This is a genomic window from Staphylococcus sp. MSU001, assembly GCF_052976705.1.
The window spans coordinates 127,536-147,121 of the sequence record NZ_JBRIKK010000003.1; the positions used below are offsets into that span (position 1 = coordinate 127,536).

Annotated in this window: 14 protein-coding genes and 3 pseudogenes; 12 read left to right on the forward strand and 5 right to left on the reverse strand. The window is 29.5% G+C overall.

The annotated features are described in order from the left end of the window. Nucleotides 1-98 precede the first annotated feature (98 nt). The 6 genes from ACVBFA_RS02580 to ACVBFA_RS02605 all read left to right on the forward strand — a co-directional run bounded on the left by ACVBFA_RS02580 (nt 99) and on the right by ACVBFA_RS02605 (nt 6,715). Nucleotides 99-884, forward strand: coding sequence for a tandem-type lipoprotein (locus tag ACVBFA_RS02580; protein WP_126122768.1), 786 nt, complete (start codon nt 99-101; stop codon nt 882-884). 353 nt (nt 885-1,237) lie between these two features. Continuing rightward, nucleotides 1,238-2,125 (forward strand): mechanosensitive ion channel family protein, encoded by an 888-nt coding sequence (locus tag ACVBFA_RS02585; protein WP_126122767.1) that lies wholly within the window; start codon nt 1,238-1,240, stop codon nt 2,123-2,125. A 316-nt stretch (nt 2,126-2,441) separates the two neighbouring features. Further along, nucleotides 2,442-3,446: a YqcI/YcgG family protein gene (locus tag ACVBFA_RS02590; protein WP_126122766.1), complete on the forward strand. Its 1,005-nt coding sequence runs from the start codon at nt 2,442-2,444 to the stop codon at nt 3,444-3,446. A 40-nt stretch (nt 3,447-3,486) separates the two neighbouring features. Next, the gene (locus ACVBFA_RS02595; RefSeq protein WP_002487285.1) at nt 3,487-4,128 is read left to right on the forward strand and encodes an HAD family hydrolase; all 642 of its coding nucleotides are present in this window, start codon (nt 3,487-3,489) and stop codon (nt 4,126-4,128) included. A gap of 3 nt (nt 4,129-4,131) precedes the next feature. Further along, a complete protein-coding gene (locus ACVBFA_RS02600) occupies nt 4,132-5,289 on the forward strand; it encodes an MFS transporter (protein ID WP_126122765.1) in 1,158 nt (385 codons plus the stop codon). A 613-nt stretch (nt 5,290-5,902) separates the two neighbouring features. Further along, nucleotides 5,903-6,715, forward strand: coding sequence for an HAD-IIB family hydrolase (locus ACVBFA_RS02605; RefSeq protein WP_126122712.1), 813 nt, complete (start codon nt 5,903-5,905; stop codon nt 6,713-6,715). A 262-nt stretch (nt 6,716-6,977) separates the two neighbouring features. Here the strand turns inward: ACVBFA_RS02605 and ACVBFA_RS02610 are convergent, their stop codons facing one another. Continuing rightward, entirely contained in the window at nt 6,978-7,601 is a 624-nt protein-coding gene (locus tag ACVBFA_RS02610) for a hypothetical protein (protein ID WP_164539711.1), read from the reverse strand. Nucleotides 7,602-7,987: 386 nt separating this feature from the next. Here ACVBFA_RS02610 and ACVBFA_RS02615 point away from each other — a divergent pair, with 386 nt between their 5' ends. Together ACVBFA_RS02615 and ACVBFA_RS02620 are read left to right on the forward strand one after the other, a co-directional pair. Then, the gene (locus tag ACVBFA_RS02615; RefSeq protein WP_126122764.1) at nt 7,988-8,899 is read left to right on the forward strand and encodes a hypothetical protein; all 912 of its coding nucleotides are present in this window, start codon (nt 7,988-7,990) and stop codon (nt 8,897-8,899) included. 313 nt (nt 8,900-9,212) lie between these two features. After that, the gene (locus ACVBFA_RS02620) at nt 9,213-9,398 is read left to right on the forward strand and encodes a hypothetical protein (RefSeq protein WP_002474927.1); all 186 of its coding nucleotides are present in this window, start codon (nt 9,213-9,215) and stop codon (nt 9,396-9,398) included. A 249-nt stretch (nt 9,399-9,647) separates the two neighbouring features. Here the strand turns inward: ACVBFA_RS02620 and ACVBFA_RS02625 are convergent, their stop codons facing one another. The 3 genes from ACVBFA_RS02625 to ACVBFA_RS02635 all read right to left on the reverse strand — a co-directional run bounded on the left by ACVBFA_RS02625 (nt 9,648) and on the right by ACVBFA_RS02635 (nt 12,270). After that, complete coding sequence (locus ACVBFA_RS02625) at nt 9,648-10,070, reverse strand: DUF1433 domain-containing protein (RefSeq protein WP_126122763.1); 423 nt, start codon at nt 10,068-10,070, stop codon at nt 9,648-9,650. Between the two features lie 542 nt (nt 10,071-10,612). Further along, on the reverse strand, nt 10,613-10,972 hold the full coding sequence (locus tag ACVBFA_RS02630; protein ID WP_126122762.1) for a hypothetical protein: 360 nt from the start codon (nt 10,970-10,972) through the stop codon (nt 10,613-10,615). Nucleotides 10,973-11,289: 317 nt separating this feature from the next. Then, the gene (locus tag ACVBFA_RS02635; protein WP_002487252.1) at nt 11,290-12,270 is read right to left on the reverse strand and encodes a tRNA dihydrouridine synthase; all 981 of its coding nucleotides are present in this window, start codon (nt 12,268-12,270) and stop codon (nt 11,290-11,292) included. A 199-nt stretch (nt 12,271-12,469) separates the two neighbouring features. On the opposite strand from ACVBFA_RS02635, the gene lqo reads away from it, so the two are divergent. Beyond that, entirely contained in the window at nt 12,470-13,954 is a 1,485-nt protein-coding gene (gene lqo / locus ACVBFA_RS02640; protein ID WP_002487262.1) for an L-lactate dehydrogenase (quinone), read from the forward strand. Nucleotides 13,955-14,225: 271 nt separating this feature from the next. Then, nucleotides 14,226-14,304, forward strand: a pseudogene (locus tag ACVBFA_RS02645) (DUF4176 domain-containing protein); the annotation flags it as partial. 561 nt (nt 14,305-14,865) lie between these two features. Here ACVBFA_RS02645 and ACVBFA_RS02650 read toward each other — a convergent pair. Then, a complete protein-coding gene (locus ACVBFA_RS02650) occupies nt 14,866-15,360 on the reverse strand; it encodes an isoprenylcysteine carboxyl methyltransferase family protein (RefSeq protein WP_002474928.1) in 495 nt (164 codons plus the stop codon). Between the two features lie 565 nt (nt 15,361-15,925). Between ACVBFA_RS02650 and ACVBFA_RS02655 the strand changes: the two are divergent. Next, a pseudogene (locus ACVBFA_RS02655) lies at nt 15,926-19,044 on the forward strand (CDP-glycerol glycerophosphotransferase family protein). A 139-nt stretch (nt 19,045-19,183) separates the two neighbouring features. After that, nucleotides 19,184-19,586, forward strand: a pseudogene (locus ACVBFA_RS02660) (transposase); the annotation flags it as partial.

Below are 19,586 nucleotides of genomic sequence, written 5' to 3' on the forward strand. Positions count from 1 at the left end.
AATTTAATGACTATTAGGGACTATTTAATTTAGAAGCATATCAAAGTGAAGCATTTTGTAAAAGTATAAATAAAGTAAAATCAGAAAGATGTGAGCCAATGCGTTATTTCAAGAAAGTAACTATATACATAAGTTTATTAATTTTAACGATTTTTATTGGAGGATGTGGTTTTATAAATAAAAAAGATAGCAAAGAAACGGAAATCAAACAAAACTTTAATAAAATGTTAAACGTGTATCCAACTAAAAATCTAGAAGACTTTTATGATAAAGAAGGTTTTCGAGATGAAGAGTTTGATAAAAAGGATAAAGGGACATGGATAGTTCATTCTGAAATGACCATTGAACCAAAAGGAAAGAGTATGGAAACTAGAGGAATGGTCTTGTATATCAACCGAAATACTAGAACAACCAAAGGGTATTATTTTATAAATGAAATTACAGATGATAGTAAAGGTAGACCAAAAGATGATGAAAAGAGATATCCTGTAAAAATGGAACACAATAAAATTATTCCAACGAAGCCAATACCTAATGACAAACTAAAAAAAGAAATAGAAAACTTCAAATTTTTTGTACAATATGCCAACTTTAAAGATATTAATGATTATAAAAACGGGGATATTTCATACAATCCTAACGTTCCTAGTTATTCTGCAAAATATCAATTGAGTAATAATGAATATAACGTGAAACAATTAAGAAAAAGATATGATATCCCAACTAAAAAAGCACCTAAACTATTGTTAAAAGGGGATGGCGACTTAAAAGGATCATCCGTAGGTTCTAAAAATTTAGAATTTACTTTTGTAGAAAATAAAGAAGAGAATATATTTTTTACAGATGCAGTACAATTCACTCCTAGCGAGGATGATGAATCATGAGTCAAACATATTATCAAATAAAACTTGGTAATATAAAAGGTAATTCTGAATAAACCAGCGCAGTATCCAAAATCATTTCTGAAATTGAAAATGCGAATAATAATAGTTTGAAAAAATGGCAAAGGTTATTCGATGGATGGTTTTATGATTACACCTGGAAGTGACTGAAAATAATCAGTAGTCTTAAGATGATTTTCCTATGGAAATTCATAAAGCATCCTTCATCACAAAGTGAAGGGTGCTATGTTTATTTATAAGTGTTATATTTAGAAATGACTTACTGCTCATTATCTATAAAGATTTGTACATTGAAAATATTGATTATTTTAACAATAGGAGGTCATGTTGTTATTATGAGTCAGTTTAAGGACACATTATATAAACTATTTGAGCCAATGATGAAAATAGAGTTCTATCAAAATCTTTTGGTTAATCTTTTAATTATACTTGCTTATATCTTGATGGGTATGATTGTAATTGCGATATCAAGAAAGTTAGTTACTAAATTTTTCAACGTTAATGAAAAGAAAAAGAACCGTCATAAAATTAAGAGAAGTGAAACACTATCCACATTGATTCAAAATTTAATAAGTTATGTCGTATGGTTTATTGTCCTTACGTCAATACTTTCACGTTTCGGTATTAGTGTATCAGCAATTTTAGCAGGAGCTGGAGTTGTTGGTGTTGCCGTTGGTTTCGGAGCACAAACAATTGTAAAAGACATTATTACTGGTTTCTTTATCATATTTGAAGGACAGTTTGATGTGAGTGATTATGTTCAAATTAATGCATCTGGGGTAACAATTGCTGAAGGTACGGTTAAAACAATTGGTTTAAGATCAACACGTATACAATCAGATACTGGAGAAATTTATACATTACCTAATGGTATGATTAGTGAAATAGTTAATTATTCTGCTACAGATGTTTCACCTATTGTGATGATACCGATTTCTCCAAATGAGAATTATAAAGTGATAGAAGAGAAATTATTAACATTTTTACCTACATTAAAGAATAAATATGACATATTTGTATCCGCACCAGATTTACTTGGTTTAGATAGTGTTGATGGCAATGAAATGGTGATTAAACTTTTAGCACATGTTAAGCCTGGAATGCATTTTCCAGGACAACGTTTGCTTCGTAAAGAGGTCATACAATACTTTAGTGAAGAAGGTATCCATATTCCGAAACCAACACTTGTAAAACTTGATAAAGAATTGCATAAAAAAGAATAGTCTGCAGATTCATTTTTTATGTGAAAATTCATAAAGCATCCCTCATCGCAAAGTGAAGGATGCTTTATTTTTATTATGATAAGTCATGAGTGATAGTGATTTGAAAAACATTGTTGAGTAAAGTTGTTATAACGTCATCATGTATGAAATTTCATAGACAGTATCTTGTATTGATACATTGTACACACTATTCATTCTGGCTTTAGTTATATTTAAACAAAAAGAATATTTAAAATGTTAAGTTATATATAAGTGTTTAAGAAAATTATGTTTTTAGTTATAATTTATACGAATATTATTATAAAGGAGAGGTTAAATGTTTGTTTCTCAGTCTGATGTTAAGAATGTAGCCGAAGAATATAACTGGTTGAAAAATGAAACACAAAAAACTAAAGAAGTAATTGAATCTAAAGGATTTCCATGTGTTTTTGGCGTACAAGGTCATAACAAACAAGTACATTTTTATTCAGCATTAAACTATCCTTATAATCCTAAAGATTTAGCTGAAGATATTACTGATTATTTGAAAGAGTTGGATAAAATGTCCCCAAAAGATAGAGGTGTTTCAGGATTACTAGTATTTTTTGAACCTATTGGTGAAATGAATATTCATGCTAAACAATTCATGGTCTGGAAAGTTCTTTCAAAAATGAAAAGTGAATACGGAAATCAAGAAGATAATGTGGATGACAATCCATTAGAAGATGGATATTCCTTTCTATTTAAAAATGAATTTTGGTTTATTAATTTTAGTTCAAATAGCTATAAAAATAGAAAATCACGGAATCTTGGAGCTTTTATAACATTAGCTATGCAGACCTTAAGTAAATCTGATGAATATTTTAATTCAAATATAAAAACTAAAGCTAAGGCACAAAAGACGGTAAGAAACCTTGCAGAAAAATATGATGGATGTCCAGTACATTCAGGTTTAGGTCCTGTGATTGGTTCAGGAAAATTTTCGCCAGCGAAATTATCATATTTTATTGGTGATACAAATGATGAAAAATCATATGAGCCTTGGAGATTCAAGGAATTTGTACCTAAAAGGATTTTTATAGATAATACGATATTTGAAAATAATTTAAAAGCAATTAGTGATTTTCAAAACTTATATATTTGGGGGAGTGTAGAGACTTTCTCAAAAAATACGAATATTGAATATATGAATAGCAGCAACATACTGCTTACAAATAATGCCATAACGATAGATAAATTTAAAGAAAATATTAATATCGCAACATTTGATAAAAACTTGGCAGCTCAATATCATGTTTTTAATATAGATTATTTCAATGACTTATTAGCTTTAAGGTATTAAAAATAATCATTTAATCAATGTATAGAAAAGAGGGCTAATATTGTACAAAAATATAATTTTTGATTTTGATGGGACAATAGCAGATTCAAAAAAATGTAGTTTGATTGCAACAAAGAAAGCTTTTTCTGATTATGGATTAGAAGAACCGAGTGATAGTCAAATTGAATATTATATGGGTATTCCTATAGAAAAATCATTTGATCTCATGAGTTCAGTAGAATTGAACGAAAAAGAACATAATGAATTGATATCACTATTTCGAAAAAATTATAAAGAAACTGAAAGTACATATTTAGAAATGTATGATCATATGTTAACTCAACTTGAAGCGCTTCATCAAAAAGCGAAATTATTTGTGGTTTCTAGTAAAAAAACGGATGTATTAAAAAGAAACTTAAAGATTTTAAAGATAGAACATTTATTTTTAGAAGTGATAGGATCAGATAAAGTTAAAGAATATAAACCATCTCCTGACGGTATTTTATATATAGTCAATAAGTATCATTTAAATAAAAATGAAACGATATATATCGGAGACGCTATATTTGATATGCAAATGGCGCATAATGCGGGGGTATCTTCATGTGCAGTTACATGGGGAAGTCATAGTGAGGAGAAATTAAAATTAGAACATCCTCATTTCATAATCACAAATGTTCATCAATTGAAATTTGAGGAGTAGCTCATGTCGACGTATAAAATAATAACTATCATTGGATTTTTAACTATGTTTATTGTTGGAGTATCGGATTTAATCATTGTCGGAATGATAAGCGAAATGAGCAAAGAGTTTCACATTAGCGTTTCTTTCATTGGTCAGTTAGTCACAATCTATGCTATTTCATTTTCTATACTTAGTCCGATACTGACGAGACTAACGAGAAATATCAATGATAAAAAGGTACTTGTATATAGTTTAGTGATTTTTATTTTACTGACATTAATTACTACTATTGTCAAAAATTATATTTCACTTTGTATCGTTAGAGTAATGCTAGCTGGTATCGCGTCATTAATTACTGTAAAGTTAATGTCAACAGGAGCGAATATGGTACCTATTGAAAGTAAATCTTCAGTTATTGCTAATATTTATGTTGGGTTTAGCGCTGCGAATATACTTGGAATTCCAATTGGAACATTAATTGCGTCTTATTATGATTGGAAAGTTCCATTTTATATTATAGCAACTATCACTTTTCTTTGCTTACTGAGTGTGATTTACTTTATACCAGTGAATATAAAGCATGATAAAAATTATACTAAGAAATATACGGTCACCAATTATAGAGGCACTGTTATGATGTTATGTTTTTTATTATTTATGATGATATCTAACAGTATTTTATACACATATTTAGAACCTTTAGTTAGAAGAAATGGACATGATATTTTTATTGTTAGTCTATGTTTGTTTTTATCAGGTATTGCTGGAGTTTTAGGGTCAAAATTAGGTAATACTTTATCAGAAAAAAAGGGATATTGTAAATCAGGTAATATGATTATATTGATATATGTGTTATCTATAATATTCATCCTGTTTATGGGACAAAATGTGATTGTTTTAACTTTATGTGTATTTACTTGGAATTTATTTCACTGGGGAACAAACCCTACAGTTCAATATGGTCTATTGAAATTTTTACGAGGAGATCCTAGCCAAATACTAAGCTATGATATTTCAATTTTAAATTTAGGTATAGGGTTAGGTTCATTTGTTGGAGGAATTTTATTCTCTATAGATAATAGTTTTAATTTGTCAATAATCACTTCAATTTTATTAGCTATTTTATCATCGTTACTTTTAAAGGGTGCGAGTCATTCAGAAAATGAAAAACCATTCTAGACTAGATTTTTACGGATAAACATAGCGGTTTAAAATAATTGAAAATAGGATTTAGTGACGGTCAATTCAATTGTGTTGTACATTTTTAAATGATTGAGATTAGAACTTGAGACTAAATCATAGAAAAATAGCCAGTAAATGAGTTTATGATAGTTTCATTTACTGGCTTCCTTATTAATCATACTTCGTATCGTTAACTTTCTTTCTTAGAGGATAGCTTCAGCTTGTAGCCTTATTTTCTCTAGAACCTCACTACTTACGCGTATTTATATATAATATGACATTAAAAAATTAAGGTTCTTTCACATAATTTAATAAATAACAATAAACTAAATTAACAGGAAGCCTAATTAGAATTTTTACTTAAATAATTTCATAGTTATTGTTTGAAACAAAATCTTATAGATAGATGACAAAGTTATTTTATTGATATTATATATATAATCGTGAGACAGATATAAGGAGGTTTTAAGTCCTACTATCAACACAGAAGATTTCAATCAAAAATTCTACAAATAAAACAAGTAATTTTATCCTGTTTTCGTGGTTTTTTATCATTTTTTAGAGCGTAATTATTATTTATCATTTAAAAAATGATACTGGAGGAATGAAGATGACAAAACGCTTAATACTATTCGACTTTGATGAAACTTACTACAAACATCATACGCATCAAGCGGATATGCCTTATTTAAGAGAAATGGAAGGTTTATTACAGAATATAACTACTAAAAACAATGTCATTACGGCTATTTTAACAGGAAGTACTATAGAAAGCGTACTTCAAAAAATGAGTAACGTTGGTATGTCATATAAACCTCAACATATTTTTTCAGATTTAAGTTCTAAAATGTTTACATGGAATAACTGTGAATATATTGAATCTGATGAATATAAAAAAGAAGTGTTGACAGAACGTTTCTTATTGGAAGATATATTAGATATATTAAAACATGTTTCTTCTAAACATAAAGTAGCCTTTATACCACAAAGAACTTTTCGAGACAATGAAACATTGTACAATTTTTATCTCTATTCTTCGGGTGACACACATTTAGATAAAACAATTTTAGAAGACCTCACTCAGTATTCTAAGACAAGGGACTATACGATGACATTTAATCGTTGTAATCCTTTAGCAGGTGATCCTGAAAATGCTTATGATATTAATTTTACTCCAAGAAATGCAGGCAAATTATATGCCACAAAATTTTTGATGAATAAATATGGTGTTCCAAAAGAATTGATTATTGGCTTTGGTGATAGTGGTAATGATGAAGCGTTTTTAAGTTATTTAGATCACGCAATGATTATGTCTAACAGTCAAGATGAGGAAATGAAGCGTAAATTTAAAAATACAAAATATCCTTATTACAAAGGTATTTATACACATGTACGCGAATTTATAGAATCTGATAATGTTTAAAATATGGAATTATTGAAATAGGAGAGGTGGCAAAAGTATAAGTTGAGATCATAAATAAGCTAATTCTTCTTTATTAATCGAACATCTTCTATATATTTAATGAATTTTCGATATATCTGCTTTTCGCATTGATTTAGTCATTAAAATTGAAATATATACACTTTCTATAACAATCAAAAATAGGGAATAAGACAACACATTTTTCTTATTCCCTACCCAGGTATCACTGAGTTTAATTATTTACTTATTTTAATCAGTTTGGTTAATAATTACCGCCCTGTCCTTTTGCACGTGCTTCAACTTGTCCTCTTAAAAATTTCATATACTCGTTAGATTCTTGAGCACTTTCGTGAATAGTAGCAGCTTCATCATCTGACATGCCTTCTGTATACGCGTCTAGAAATTCATCATCAGACATATGTCTAGCATCTTCTGCTGTATATTTAGGGTGAGGTGTTTCGCTAGTTGTACCACCAGCAGATGGTTGGAATTTCCCTTCTTTTGTAAAACGATCTAAAGTAGGCGTCATTTCATCCGTTGTAATCGTGCCATCTTTATTTACATCTGCTCTATCGATTTCATCTGCTAAAATTTGAGCTTCCTCATCATTGACGTTAAAAGCTTCTCTTAACTGCTTTGCTTTTTCACTAAGTGTTTTAGTTGATGTCCGATTTGATACTTCGTTTGTTTGGCTATTAACTTGATTTTGCATTTTACCTTGTGAAGTTGTATCTTCATGAGTGTTTTTATTGGAAGTCTGAGTCTCTTTTGAAGCTACATCAGTGTTCGATTTTGAATCTTTATAATGACTGTATCCCAATCCCCCCGCAAATCCTAGCATTACAATGAGAAAAACTAGAATCAGTCCTGTAAAAAACTTTTTCAATTAACTGCCCTCCAACTCTTTTATATTTTATTTATATTGTTATATTAATTTATTTTCAAACGCATTTCTACTGTTAATTTAAGGTATATAAATATTAGTTTAAGAAGTATAAAAGCATGTGTTATAAGTTCTTTTAAGTTTAGTTACTTCTAAATCTATAGATTTTTAAATATTGTGCAAATGATTTAGGTAATTTGTAGCAATTATAATTATTATAAATTAAAATAAATTTAATAACGGCAATTAACAATAAATGGAACAATAATGTTTTTACAAATTTATGTTATTAAACTATGGATTTAGTAATCGTGTAAAACTGGTTGAAGTATGAACGACACATATAATCATAGCAGTGACAATTTCTAGATTTAAAGGAGAGAAACGAAATGAAAAAACATGTGTTAGCAATCGGAGCAATTACAGTAACAACATTACTTGCAGGATGCGATTTTGGAGATTTGGTAGGACAGCATCAGACTGATAAGCAATCAGAAAATAGTAACACTCAAACCGAGCAAGCTTCAAATAATAAAAATTCAAATTCAAATAATGGTCATTCAAGTAATAACAATGAGTCTAGAGATAGAGTCGAGGATTTAACTCAATCGCAAAAGGTAGCATTAGCTATCAATGATCCCTCAGTTTCTCAATATGCCGTTAACGCAAATGAATTAAGAAATCATTCATTTTATGCAAACTATAACGGTGGGGGCCAACGTAAAAGTATTCATACGTATCAGTTGGAAGCATTACCAACAAAAGTAGAAGGTGCACCTAGTGATATGAAATTCTATACTGCAAAACCATCTAAAGGATCATTTGTGACGCTTATCGGTATTGGTAATGAAAAGGTATTAATTGCAGGCACACAAAGTTCAGGAACATATCAACAATATGCGCATTCGGAAGCAGCAAGAGAATTAGATTTACATGAACTATTAAATAAATACGGTAAAAGTTCAAATTATAAAGATATAGCAAATCAAATTGCGTTTACACAAAGTCAATCATCAAATTCAAGTGAATCTAACACGTCAGATGAAGGGACGTCTAACAGTGATAGTGATACATCTAATGATGATAAAGTTACACGTAGTAATGTGATAGATAAAGTTGAAGCGTATGAAGGTCACCCATTAGATACTGATACATATACATTTAAAGAACCCGAACAGAACGAAGACGGAGATTGGGGCTTTTCTATTTTAGATAAGGAAGGCAACCTCGAAGGTTCTTATATTGTGACATCTGATGGTGAAGTTACAAAATACGATGAAAACGGGGAAGAAATAGAGTAAAAGTATATTCAACTGTCGAAATTAAAAATTTAGAAAAAGAAAATTGATTTCCCAGGAAATTGACAACGTTAGCATATTAAAAGCTAGCGTTGTTTTTTATATACTTAACATTAATTCTTCTTTGTATTTTTCAATTTTTATTTTCTAAGCACTTCAATTTTGCTTGATGGATGGTCTGGAAAATATTCAAACACATATGGATTGAGAAAAGATTTTTAGTTTTATGACTTTTAAAGTTCAATGCCAATGATACAATTGGAATAAAGCAAAATTTTTAATAAAGTAATAAATGAAGAGGGGATAAGTTATTCAAATGAATCATTTTGGTAAGCTTCATCGTATATCATTAATATTAAATATTATGTTTTTAATACTCATGCCTAAAATCTATAGTTTTGATAATATTTATTTATCAATAATTTGGACTTTGTTAGGAATAGCAAATGCTGTCTACTTGTTGATTAAGCAAAGACAAGAAGGCACTATTAAACGTAAATGAATTAAAAAGAACTCACTTATTATGATGTGCACTCCAGAAGTTGGACTAAAATCTATCTTTGTGGGGTGTTTTTTATGATTGAATATGATAAATTTTATTTTAAAATTAAAGTTTTTCAAGAATATTTAAATGGTTTAAAAATCAAAGTAAGAATAAGAAATATCAAAGGCTTGCCTCCTAAAAAATTGTAGAAGACAAGCATTTAAAATATTACACTAAATTATACTTCTTGTGGTTCAGTATAAATTTTTAATGTTCTTTCTTTTTGTCTAAATCTTTTTTGATTTCATCGGGTGATTTAGATTCATTAGCCGGTTTAAGTAATTTAAATATTTTAACGTCTGCTATAAGTCTGCCTCCAAATTGATAATTGTTTTCAGGTGATGCAAATGCAACAAAATCATCTTTTTTATTGTTATTGATATAGCCTTCAATAACAGCGTCACCCATTGGTCCCTGTTTTAAACTTGTGAAATGGACAGATTTGATGATATTAGGTTCTTTAGTGTTGTATTTAAGATAAAGCGTGATACGTTCTTGTTGCTCTTTGTAGTAGATTTCTTTCTGTTTTTCTTTCTGTTTTTCTTTTTCGTTATATTTCATTTTGAGATAAAAGCCCACAAAAATGATTAATATGACACTAATAAAGATCAAGATTTTCTTTTTTGACATAGATATAGTTCAACAACTCCTTATATAAGGTGAATGAGTATGGATAGCATACAGAATAAAGATTTTACATATAAAAAACTTGCAGATGAAGCATATAAAATTAGTTCTAAACTATTATGAATCAAAGTATCTAAATATCACGTTCAATATACTAAATGCTTGTAATTAAAATAAGCCAAGGTACATTCATTAACTGTACTTTGGCTCAACTTATGTTATATGCACTTTATATTCAACTTCACTTCTTTTTCTTATCAAAATACGGTACAACAAATATTACAAATAAAGCACATGCAATAGGTAACAAAGAACCTAAATTTTCCAATTCATTCACTCCTTATTTTGTGTACAATATCAACACTATTATTCTTCAGAAATACTCTTAATTAATATTATTGCGCCATCAAGTAACATACTGATACCTAATCAGCCTACTGATGAATCAAATTTGAAATAAGAATTTTTAATTTTGTCACCAACTGACTATATTTTAAGAATCCATTAGACATTTATTTGTGCTATAGTCCTTTCTTTATAAATTTTTATTGATATAACTTTATTGATTGAATAGTTGTCTTTTCTGGAAGGAAGTTATATTTAATATTGATTGTAAGTCCGACGGGTTTTTGATTAATATCTACACGATAATAACCAATAGGCCCACGCCCTTGGTTATCTGTCGCATTTTCGAACTCGGCTTTCTTTATAGTTGTTAAAAAATGATATGTCTGTTTATCTTTAGCAATTTTATGAAGTTGCTTTGTGTCATGATGTTGTATGGATTGATTTAATTGTTGTTCACTTGAGTGAATCGCCCACATGTCGAAGAAGAAAAAGTTAATAACAACATAACTACAGGCTTGGATAAAGAGAATAGCAACTATAAAAATCAATTTTTTCATTGATATGCACCTTATTTTTAATGAAATATTTGCTCCTTATATTTAATTTATCATAATATTGTTCAGTTTAACTTGAAACTCATGATGTTCAATATATGTTCATCATTCTATATTTTGTATAAAAACATGGACTATATTTAACAGTTTGCTCATTTACTTTTTGGCCTACTATATGTTTAAGTGATCAGTCTAAAACTTATTTTTATGTCACTTTTGTAAATTGCTCGAGATTTACTACTAATAAATATTAAACAACCTCCCTCTGACTCAACAGGGGGAGGTTCATTTATTATTTATTATACTTACCGCTCGCATGCTTATACTTCTGAGCGTGCATCCATACGTGCTTCAAAAGTATCGAGTAGTTCTCTTGCTTCGGCAATGGATTGGGTGTTCATTAATTGATGGCGGAGTTCGCTAGCGCCTCTAATGCCGCGTACATAGATTTTGAAGAATCTGCGTAAACTTTTGAAGTGTCGGGCTTCATCCTTATCATATTTTTCAAATAAAGAGAGATGTAAGCGTAATAAACCTAATAATTCTTTGCTTGAATGTTCGCGTGGTTCCTTTTCAAATGCGAATGGGTTATGGAATATACCTCTACCAATCATAATGCCATCAATACCATATTTATTTGCGAGTTCTAGACCAGTTTGTCTATCGGGGATATCACCATTGATAGTTAATAGTGTATTTGGCGCAATTTCATCCCGTAATGTCTTGATAGCTTCGATTAATTCCCAGTGTGCATCTACTTTACTCATCTCTTTCCGGGTACGTAGATGAATGGATAAATTTGCGATATCTTGTTCGAAGACGTGTTTTAACCAGTCTCGCCATTCATCGATATCGTAATAACCTAAACGTGTTTTTACACTGACCGGTAGACCACCCGCTTTAGAAGCTTGAATGATTTCGGCTGCCGTTTCAGGTCGTAGAATTAAGCCGGATCCTTTACCTTTTTTCGCAACATTTGCGACAGGACAACCCATATTTAAATCTATACCTTTAAAACCCATTTCTGCTAAGCCGATACTCATTTCTCGGAATTGTTCTGGTTTATCGCCCCAGATATGCGCTACCATTGGCTGTTCGTCGTCACTAAAAGTTAAGCGTCCGCGCACACTATGAATACCTTCTGGGTGGCAGTAACTCTCAGTATTGGTAAATTCAGTAAAAAATACATCTGGACTCGCTGCTTCACTGACAACATGCCGAAAGACAATATCTGTCACGTCTTCCATAGGTGCCAGAATAAAAAACGGACGTGGCAATGTACTCCAAAAATTTTCTTTCATGATTTATTTAAACCTTCTTTATAATAATAATCTCGAATTTTTACGCATGATGATATTACCATAAAACTCACATAGATGACTACAACTTTTAAATAAATGATTAGTGAGACTTTTGCGCTTATTTGTTTAATATATGTTTAAAGTGGTAAAGTCTATATATGTACTATTTTAATATATAAATTTAGAAAGGAACATGCACATGAGTGAAGCAAATCATAAAAACATCGTTGTTGTAGGTGCAGGAATTATTGGTACGTCAGTAGCGACAATGCTTTCAAAAGTAAGTCCTAACTGGCATATCGATATGTTTGAAAGACTAGAAGGCGCTGGTATTGAAAGTTCAAATGAAAATAATAATGCTGGTACAGGCCATGCGGCATTATGTGAATTAAACTATACAGTTGAACAAGATGATGGTTCAATTGATGCATCTAAAGCGCAAGAAATTAATGAGCAATTCGAATTATCTAGACAATTCTGGGGTAATTTAGTTAAAAATGGTGATATTTCTAATCCTGAAGAATTTATCCAACCATTACCTCATATCAGTTTCGTTATGGGACCAACAAACGTTAACTTTTTAAGAAAACGTTATGAAACACTTAGAACAATTCCAATGTTCGATAATATTGAATATACAGAAGACATGGAAACAATGAGAAAATGGATGCCATTAATGATGGAAAACCGTGAGCCAGGACATCAAATGGCAGCAAGTAAAATTGATGAAGGTACAGATGTGAACTATGGTGCGTTAACGCGTAAGTTAGCACATTACTTAGAACAAAAATCTAATGTTTCATTAAAATACAATCATGATGTTGTAGATTTAACACAAAGAGAAGATGGCAAATGGGAAGTTGTCGTTGAAAATAGAGAAACAAAAGAAAAAGTAACTAAAATAGCAGATAAAGTGTTTATTGGTGCTGGCGGTCACTCTATTCCGTTATTACAAAAATCTGGCATCAAACAAAGAGAACACCTTGGTGGTTTCCCAATCAGTGGTCAATTCTTAAGATGTACAAACCCAGATATTATTAAACAACATGCGGCTAAAGTTTACAGTAAAGAACCTCAAGGTAAGCCACCAATGACTGTACCACACCTTGATACACGTTATATCAATGGTAAACAAACATTATTATTTGGTCCATATGCGAATATCGGCCCTAAATTCTTGAAATTCGGTTCAAATTTAGACTTATTCGAATCAATCAAACCATATAACATTACTACAATGTTGGCTTCAGCAGTTAAAAATGTACCTTTAATTAAATATTCAATTGATCAAATGATCAAAACTAAAGAAGGTTGTATGAACTATTTAAGAACATTTATTCCTGATGCTAAAGATGAAGATTGGGAACTTTATACTGCTGGTAAACGTGTTCAAGTAATCAAAGATAGTGAACAACACGGTAAAGGTTTCGTAGTATTTGGTACTGAAGTTGTCAATTCAGACGACAATTCTATGATTGCATTATTAGGTGAATCTCCAGGGGCTTCAACATCATTATCAGTTGTATTAGAAGTTTTAGAGAAAAACTTTGCTGATGACAAAGAAGCATGGGAACCTGTTGTTAAAGAAATGGTACCAACATACGGTCGTTCATTAATTAATGACGAAAAATTAATGAGAGAAACACGTCGTGAAACTTCTAAAAATTTACATTTAAATAGATAAGTATTTTAAAAATAGAATTATATGTCACGAAATAATGACATGATGTGCGCACCTCGTAGCATTAGTTAGAATATCTAATGTTACGGGGTGTTTTTTATAGGAAATAGGAAGGAGGTGCGATTTAATTGAATAAGGGAGATATGTGCGATAGTGAGACATAAAGACAAAAAATGAACAAGTTGAGTGAATACTAGAAACGTATACAATACTTGATTCTATAAAAGTAAAAGAAGAGTTGTTTAAAGGTATAAGACCGTTGTTATGTTGAAATATGTTTGATTATTCTACTTGTAAGTATTATCTCGGTGTTGTGGAGGATGAAATTTATTATTTTAAAGAACGAAATATTGAAAAGTTATTTTTGATTAAGATAGATTTCAAGATTTACTTTAGAAAAAATAATTTAGATTCTAAATTTTAACAAAGTACAGTGACAAAAGAAGATTATTTTGGTTTAAACTAACTTAAATCATAGATAAGAAAATGAGATTGTTAAAACACTTCGGAGCACACTTCATTATAAAGTGAAGGTGTTCTAAAGTTATGTTTGCTCATCTTTCACACTGTAAATCAAAACCTGCTTATAACATACATGTGTATCAAATTAAAACAAACGAAATTACCTAACTCATGTGTTTGGCTATATAATATAAAGGTTGAGTGACGAAGTGTGAGATAACAAAGGTGAGTGTTAGGGTTGTCTGACGTAAGACATACAGCACTCTAAAAAATAGATCACCTATCTCTACCATTAATAGAACAGTTTGCAAATGGTAATTCTGATACTTATCACTGGCATATCTACGTCTTTGTATTAAAAAACCTACAGTCCGTACGTTTAAATAGCGCATTTTTCAAAATGTTGCTTTAAAGATGTGCGTTCTGAGTAGCGTGATTGTAGGCTTTTTATTTTATATATTCATTAAATTCTCTTCTTGACGAATCCGTGCAATTAAGAAATAAGCATATGGAACTAATAAGAGTGTTGTGTATGTAGCATGTGTTAGTAGCAATACACCGATTAATTCGGGAATGATATTTAAAAAATAGTTTGGATGTTTTGTTACTTTATATAATCCTGATTTGATAATAGGGTGATTTGGCAGTATAAATAATTTCAATGTCCAGATACGCCCTAGTGTCTTTATGACTATAAATAACATGATATAAGCGACGATCAATATGATTAAGCCAATGCCGTTAAGTAGACTAAATGTATCCTTATGAATAAATGTTTCTATAGCTGCACTCATGTAAATGAATACATGCGTAATGGCTAGATATTTTGAATTTTTCACACCATATTCCACAGCGCCCTCTACCTTTAGCTGTTTTGCGTGTTGCATAGATATCTTTAAGCTGATGAGTCGAATACAGAAAAAGATAAATAAAATAGTTAAAATCATGATGTCCTCCATTGTTTGTTATATATATTCTTTTGCTCGTACAATACAAAGTATTTTATAGAGAAAATGTTTCAAATGCCATTAACTATTTATTAACTTTAGCACCAACTCATAACTCTTCTAACACCTTACATATTAAGTTCAGTTTTTCGGATAATCTAATAATTTTAAGGCATATCAAATAAAAAGTTCTAGCTTTATTGTTTAACAAAATCTTAATATCATCAAAAGATTTGTAAGATTGATAACATGTCATTCTCTACAAGTATAGACATTTTGTGTAAGTGAATATAATGGTTCGAAACAAAAATATATTTTAAAAACCATGCATTTATAATGCGGAGATTTGATATAATATAATTATTATTTATAAATGCTAATGTATGCTTTAAAATAATATAGTTAAAAAATTAAATACGCGATAATATAGATAGTTTATAGCGTTGTCATAATGTTGAGTATTGTAACTAGAATCAATCATTCATCTGACTAATAGTTTTACAAGTTTCAAATATAGACGAAGTGTACTGATGCAATACAAAATACGAAAGGTATTGAGTTAAACATGAGGAATAAAAAAATATGGATATTTAATGCTACTAATGACTTTGTAGGTAATCCTAAATGGTTGTTCATATATGTGAATAAATATAGAAAAGATATCGATGCATATTGGATGTGTGATAATGCTCAAGTGGTAAATTATGTTAAAAGTTTAGGCTTCAATGCTGAATTATTTCATTCCAAAAAAGCAGAAAAGATTAAAAGTGTGGCAGGTGTATTTGTCGTACATCAAGTGAAAGAACATATCCCTGTAAAATTTGAAAATGAAGTCATCATACTAAATCTATGGCATGGTGTCGGTATCAAACCTATAGAAAGATTGGTTGACTCGCCAGGAATTAGATATCGTACATATAAAAAATATATCAAGTATAATGAGATGTATCATAATAACCAATTATTTTTGGTCACTTCACCGCTTATGGAACAACATTTTATTAAAATGCTTAATTTGGATGAAGGTCAAATCGTCCGAGCAGGTTATCCAGCAAATATGTTTAATAAAGCTGATTTTAAATCTTTTGATCATTCTATTAAGCGACACAAAGGTTTAAATGCTGAAACTAAAGTAGTCTTATACGCTCCTACTTTCAGAGATTATAAGATGAATAATTTTTTTGGTGAAGCTATACCTGATATGGCAAAGCTTCTTAAAACTTTAAAGAAAAATAATATTTTGCTAATTATAAAATTACATTATTTAGTTAAAAATGATGTGAATTACACAACTGCAAAAAAATGTATGAGAACCATTCAAATATTTTGTTTTGGGATAATAAGAAAGACATTTATGAAATACTCGACCAAATTGATTTAGGAATCATAGATTACTCATCTATTTATTACGATATGTTAGCTTCAGGAGTTAAAAAGTTCATTAGATATATTTATGACTATGATATATATATGAAAAACAGAACTTTAGTATATGATTACAAAGAAAAAACTTCAGGTTTGATTGTTTCAAGCTTTGATGAATTATTAAAAGCTCTAGATCAAATTGACGCTATAGAAATTAATGAACAGAAAAGTAAGGAAATTATAAATGAATTTTGGCAATATGACCAGGACGATAAAAATGGTTTTGAAACAATTATAGATACAACTTTAAAATTTAGTATTAAAAAGAAACAATTACCTAAGTTATATAGCTTTGATATATTTGATACGTTGATACAAAGAAAAACATTAAGGCCAGATGGTATTTTCTATTATGTTAAAGATAAGTTATTAAGAATAAGTACTGATATACCGATATATGTAATACAAAATTATTCACGTATTAGAATCCAAGCAGAAAACTATGTTAGAGATTATTATAAAAAGTCTGAATTTATTCGTGACGAAAAAAGAATCGAAATAAGATTTATAGATATCATTAACAGAATTAAAAATATTCACGAGCTCACAGATGATCAGGCGCAACTTCTATATAATTTAGAAATTGAAGCAGAATTAGCAAATGTAGAAGCAAAAAAGGATAAAATTAAAGTGCTTCATAACTTATTAGACAGTTATCAAGACGTCATTTTAATAAGTGATATGTATTTGCCTAAAGAAGTTATCTTAGAAATGTTATATCAAGTAGACCCTAGATTAACTGAATTACCTCTTTATCTATCAAGTGATATAGGTAATCAAAAATCAACCAGTACACTATATTTAGATGTGTTTGAAGATTTAAAGTACAATTATTCAGAATGGATTCATTATGGGGATAATAAGCATGCAGATTTTAATGTTCCTAAAAAGTTAAATATCAAACCTATTCATCATACAATAACTAAATTTAATGGGTATGAAAATAAAATTTTAAATAAGAATAAGAACTATGATACATTCTTACTTACAACACAAATAGCAAGATTTCGTGAAAATGATAAAAGTAGATTAAATTACTATGTATACAGTTATATAAGTAGTTATTTCATACCATACGTGAGCTGGTCTATTAAAAAAGCAATTAAAGAAAATATTAAGACGCTTTATTTTATATCAAGAGACGGTGAGTTACTTAAAAAAATTGCTGATGAAATAATATCAGTGAAAGGATACAATATCAAAACTAAGTATATATATGGGTCTCGTAAAGCCTGGAGAATTCCTTCGTTTATTAATGAAGTGGACAAAGAGTTTTTTTCGCCTTTTGGTAACTTTACAGGGTTAACGAACTTTGATAGTACCTTACGTGCGTTGCATATCAGTGAACAAGAATTTGACGAGATATTTCCACAGTTAAAACATATTAAAGGATGTTCTGAATTTACAAAAAGTACAAAAGAATTAATTAGAGTTTCTGCTCAAAATAATAATAAATACAAAAATTTATTACTAAAAAAAGCTCATGAAGAACGTAAAATTGTGAATGATTATTTAATTCAAGAAATTGATTTCTATGAAAAATTTGCTTTCGTCGAATATTGGGGAAGAGGTTACACGCAAGATTGCTTAGATCGACTTTTAAATAACATTAGCGATCAAACAATTAATACGATATTCTTCTATGCAAGAAGTATTTATCCAACAGTAGGAACATCAATCAGATATAACTATACTAGTAAAATGACATCATTAATATTTATTGAATCAATATTTGCCAATATGCCATATCAAAGCATTCCAGGATATCGTAGAAATAACAACGTAGTTGAACCAGTGATAAATTTTAAAAATTATAATAAACAATTATATGACGCAATGGACAAGATATTGCCACTATTCATACAAGAATTTTTTAATAAAAAATATATAGATGAAGATGAAGTTGAACGTAACTTCTATGATTTTGGTGTTGAGTATTTTAAAAATAATCCTGAAGATGACTTTATCGTTGAATTCTTTGCACCACTAAAAGATTCAGTCATATTGTACGAACCTGAAATAGAATATGCACCTGCCATTAGCTATAAAATGGCTTCTCAAAAGTTGTTAGGAAAAAAAGTCCCGTTAAAAACTAAAAATAAAAGAATGTCATTAAAAAGATCGCCAAGAGGAGTTCAAAAAGCATATCAATTTCACATTAAATATTTAAAAAACAGAAAATCAAAAATTATACGACCATTCCTGAATAATAGAGTGATTAAGACTATTATGAAGTTAAAAACTGTTTTAAAACACTGAGTTATTTTAATAGTTTCATTGGATAGTAATAATTGCAGACTTTTGAATTTCTTCATAAGTCTGCTTTTTAAATTTATACGACGTATTAATAGCGTGAACATCATAACAATAAGTTTTATTGTTGTGTTAACCAAGAATTATGAAAAATGGACAACTCAAGCCAGGGTATAATTTACAAATAGCGACAAATTCTCAATTCGTTTTATTTTATGATGTGTATCAAAATCCGACTGATACAAGAACACTGATACCTTTTTTAAATTCAATTCAAGAGACCTACGGTCATTTACCTGAATATATTGTAGCTGACGCAGGTTATGGTAGCGAAGCCAGTTATATGGCAATTATAGATAATTTTAATCGAACGCCACTCATAACTTATGGAATGTTTATAAAAGATAAAACTAAAAAATATAAAAGTGACATCTTTAATACTCAAAATTGGGATTATGACGAAATTAACGATGAATTCATTTGTCCGAACAATAAAAGACTAGGATTTAAAAGATATGCCCATCGCCATGATAAATATGGTTTTAAAC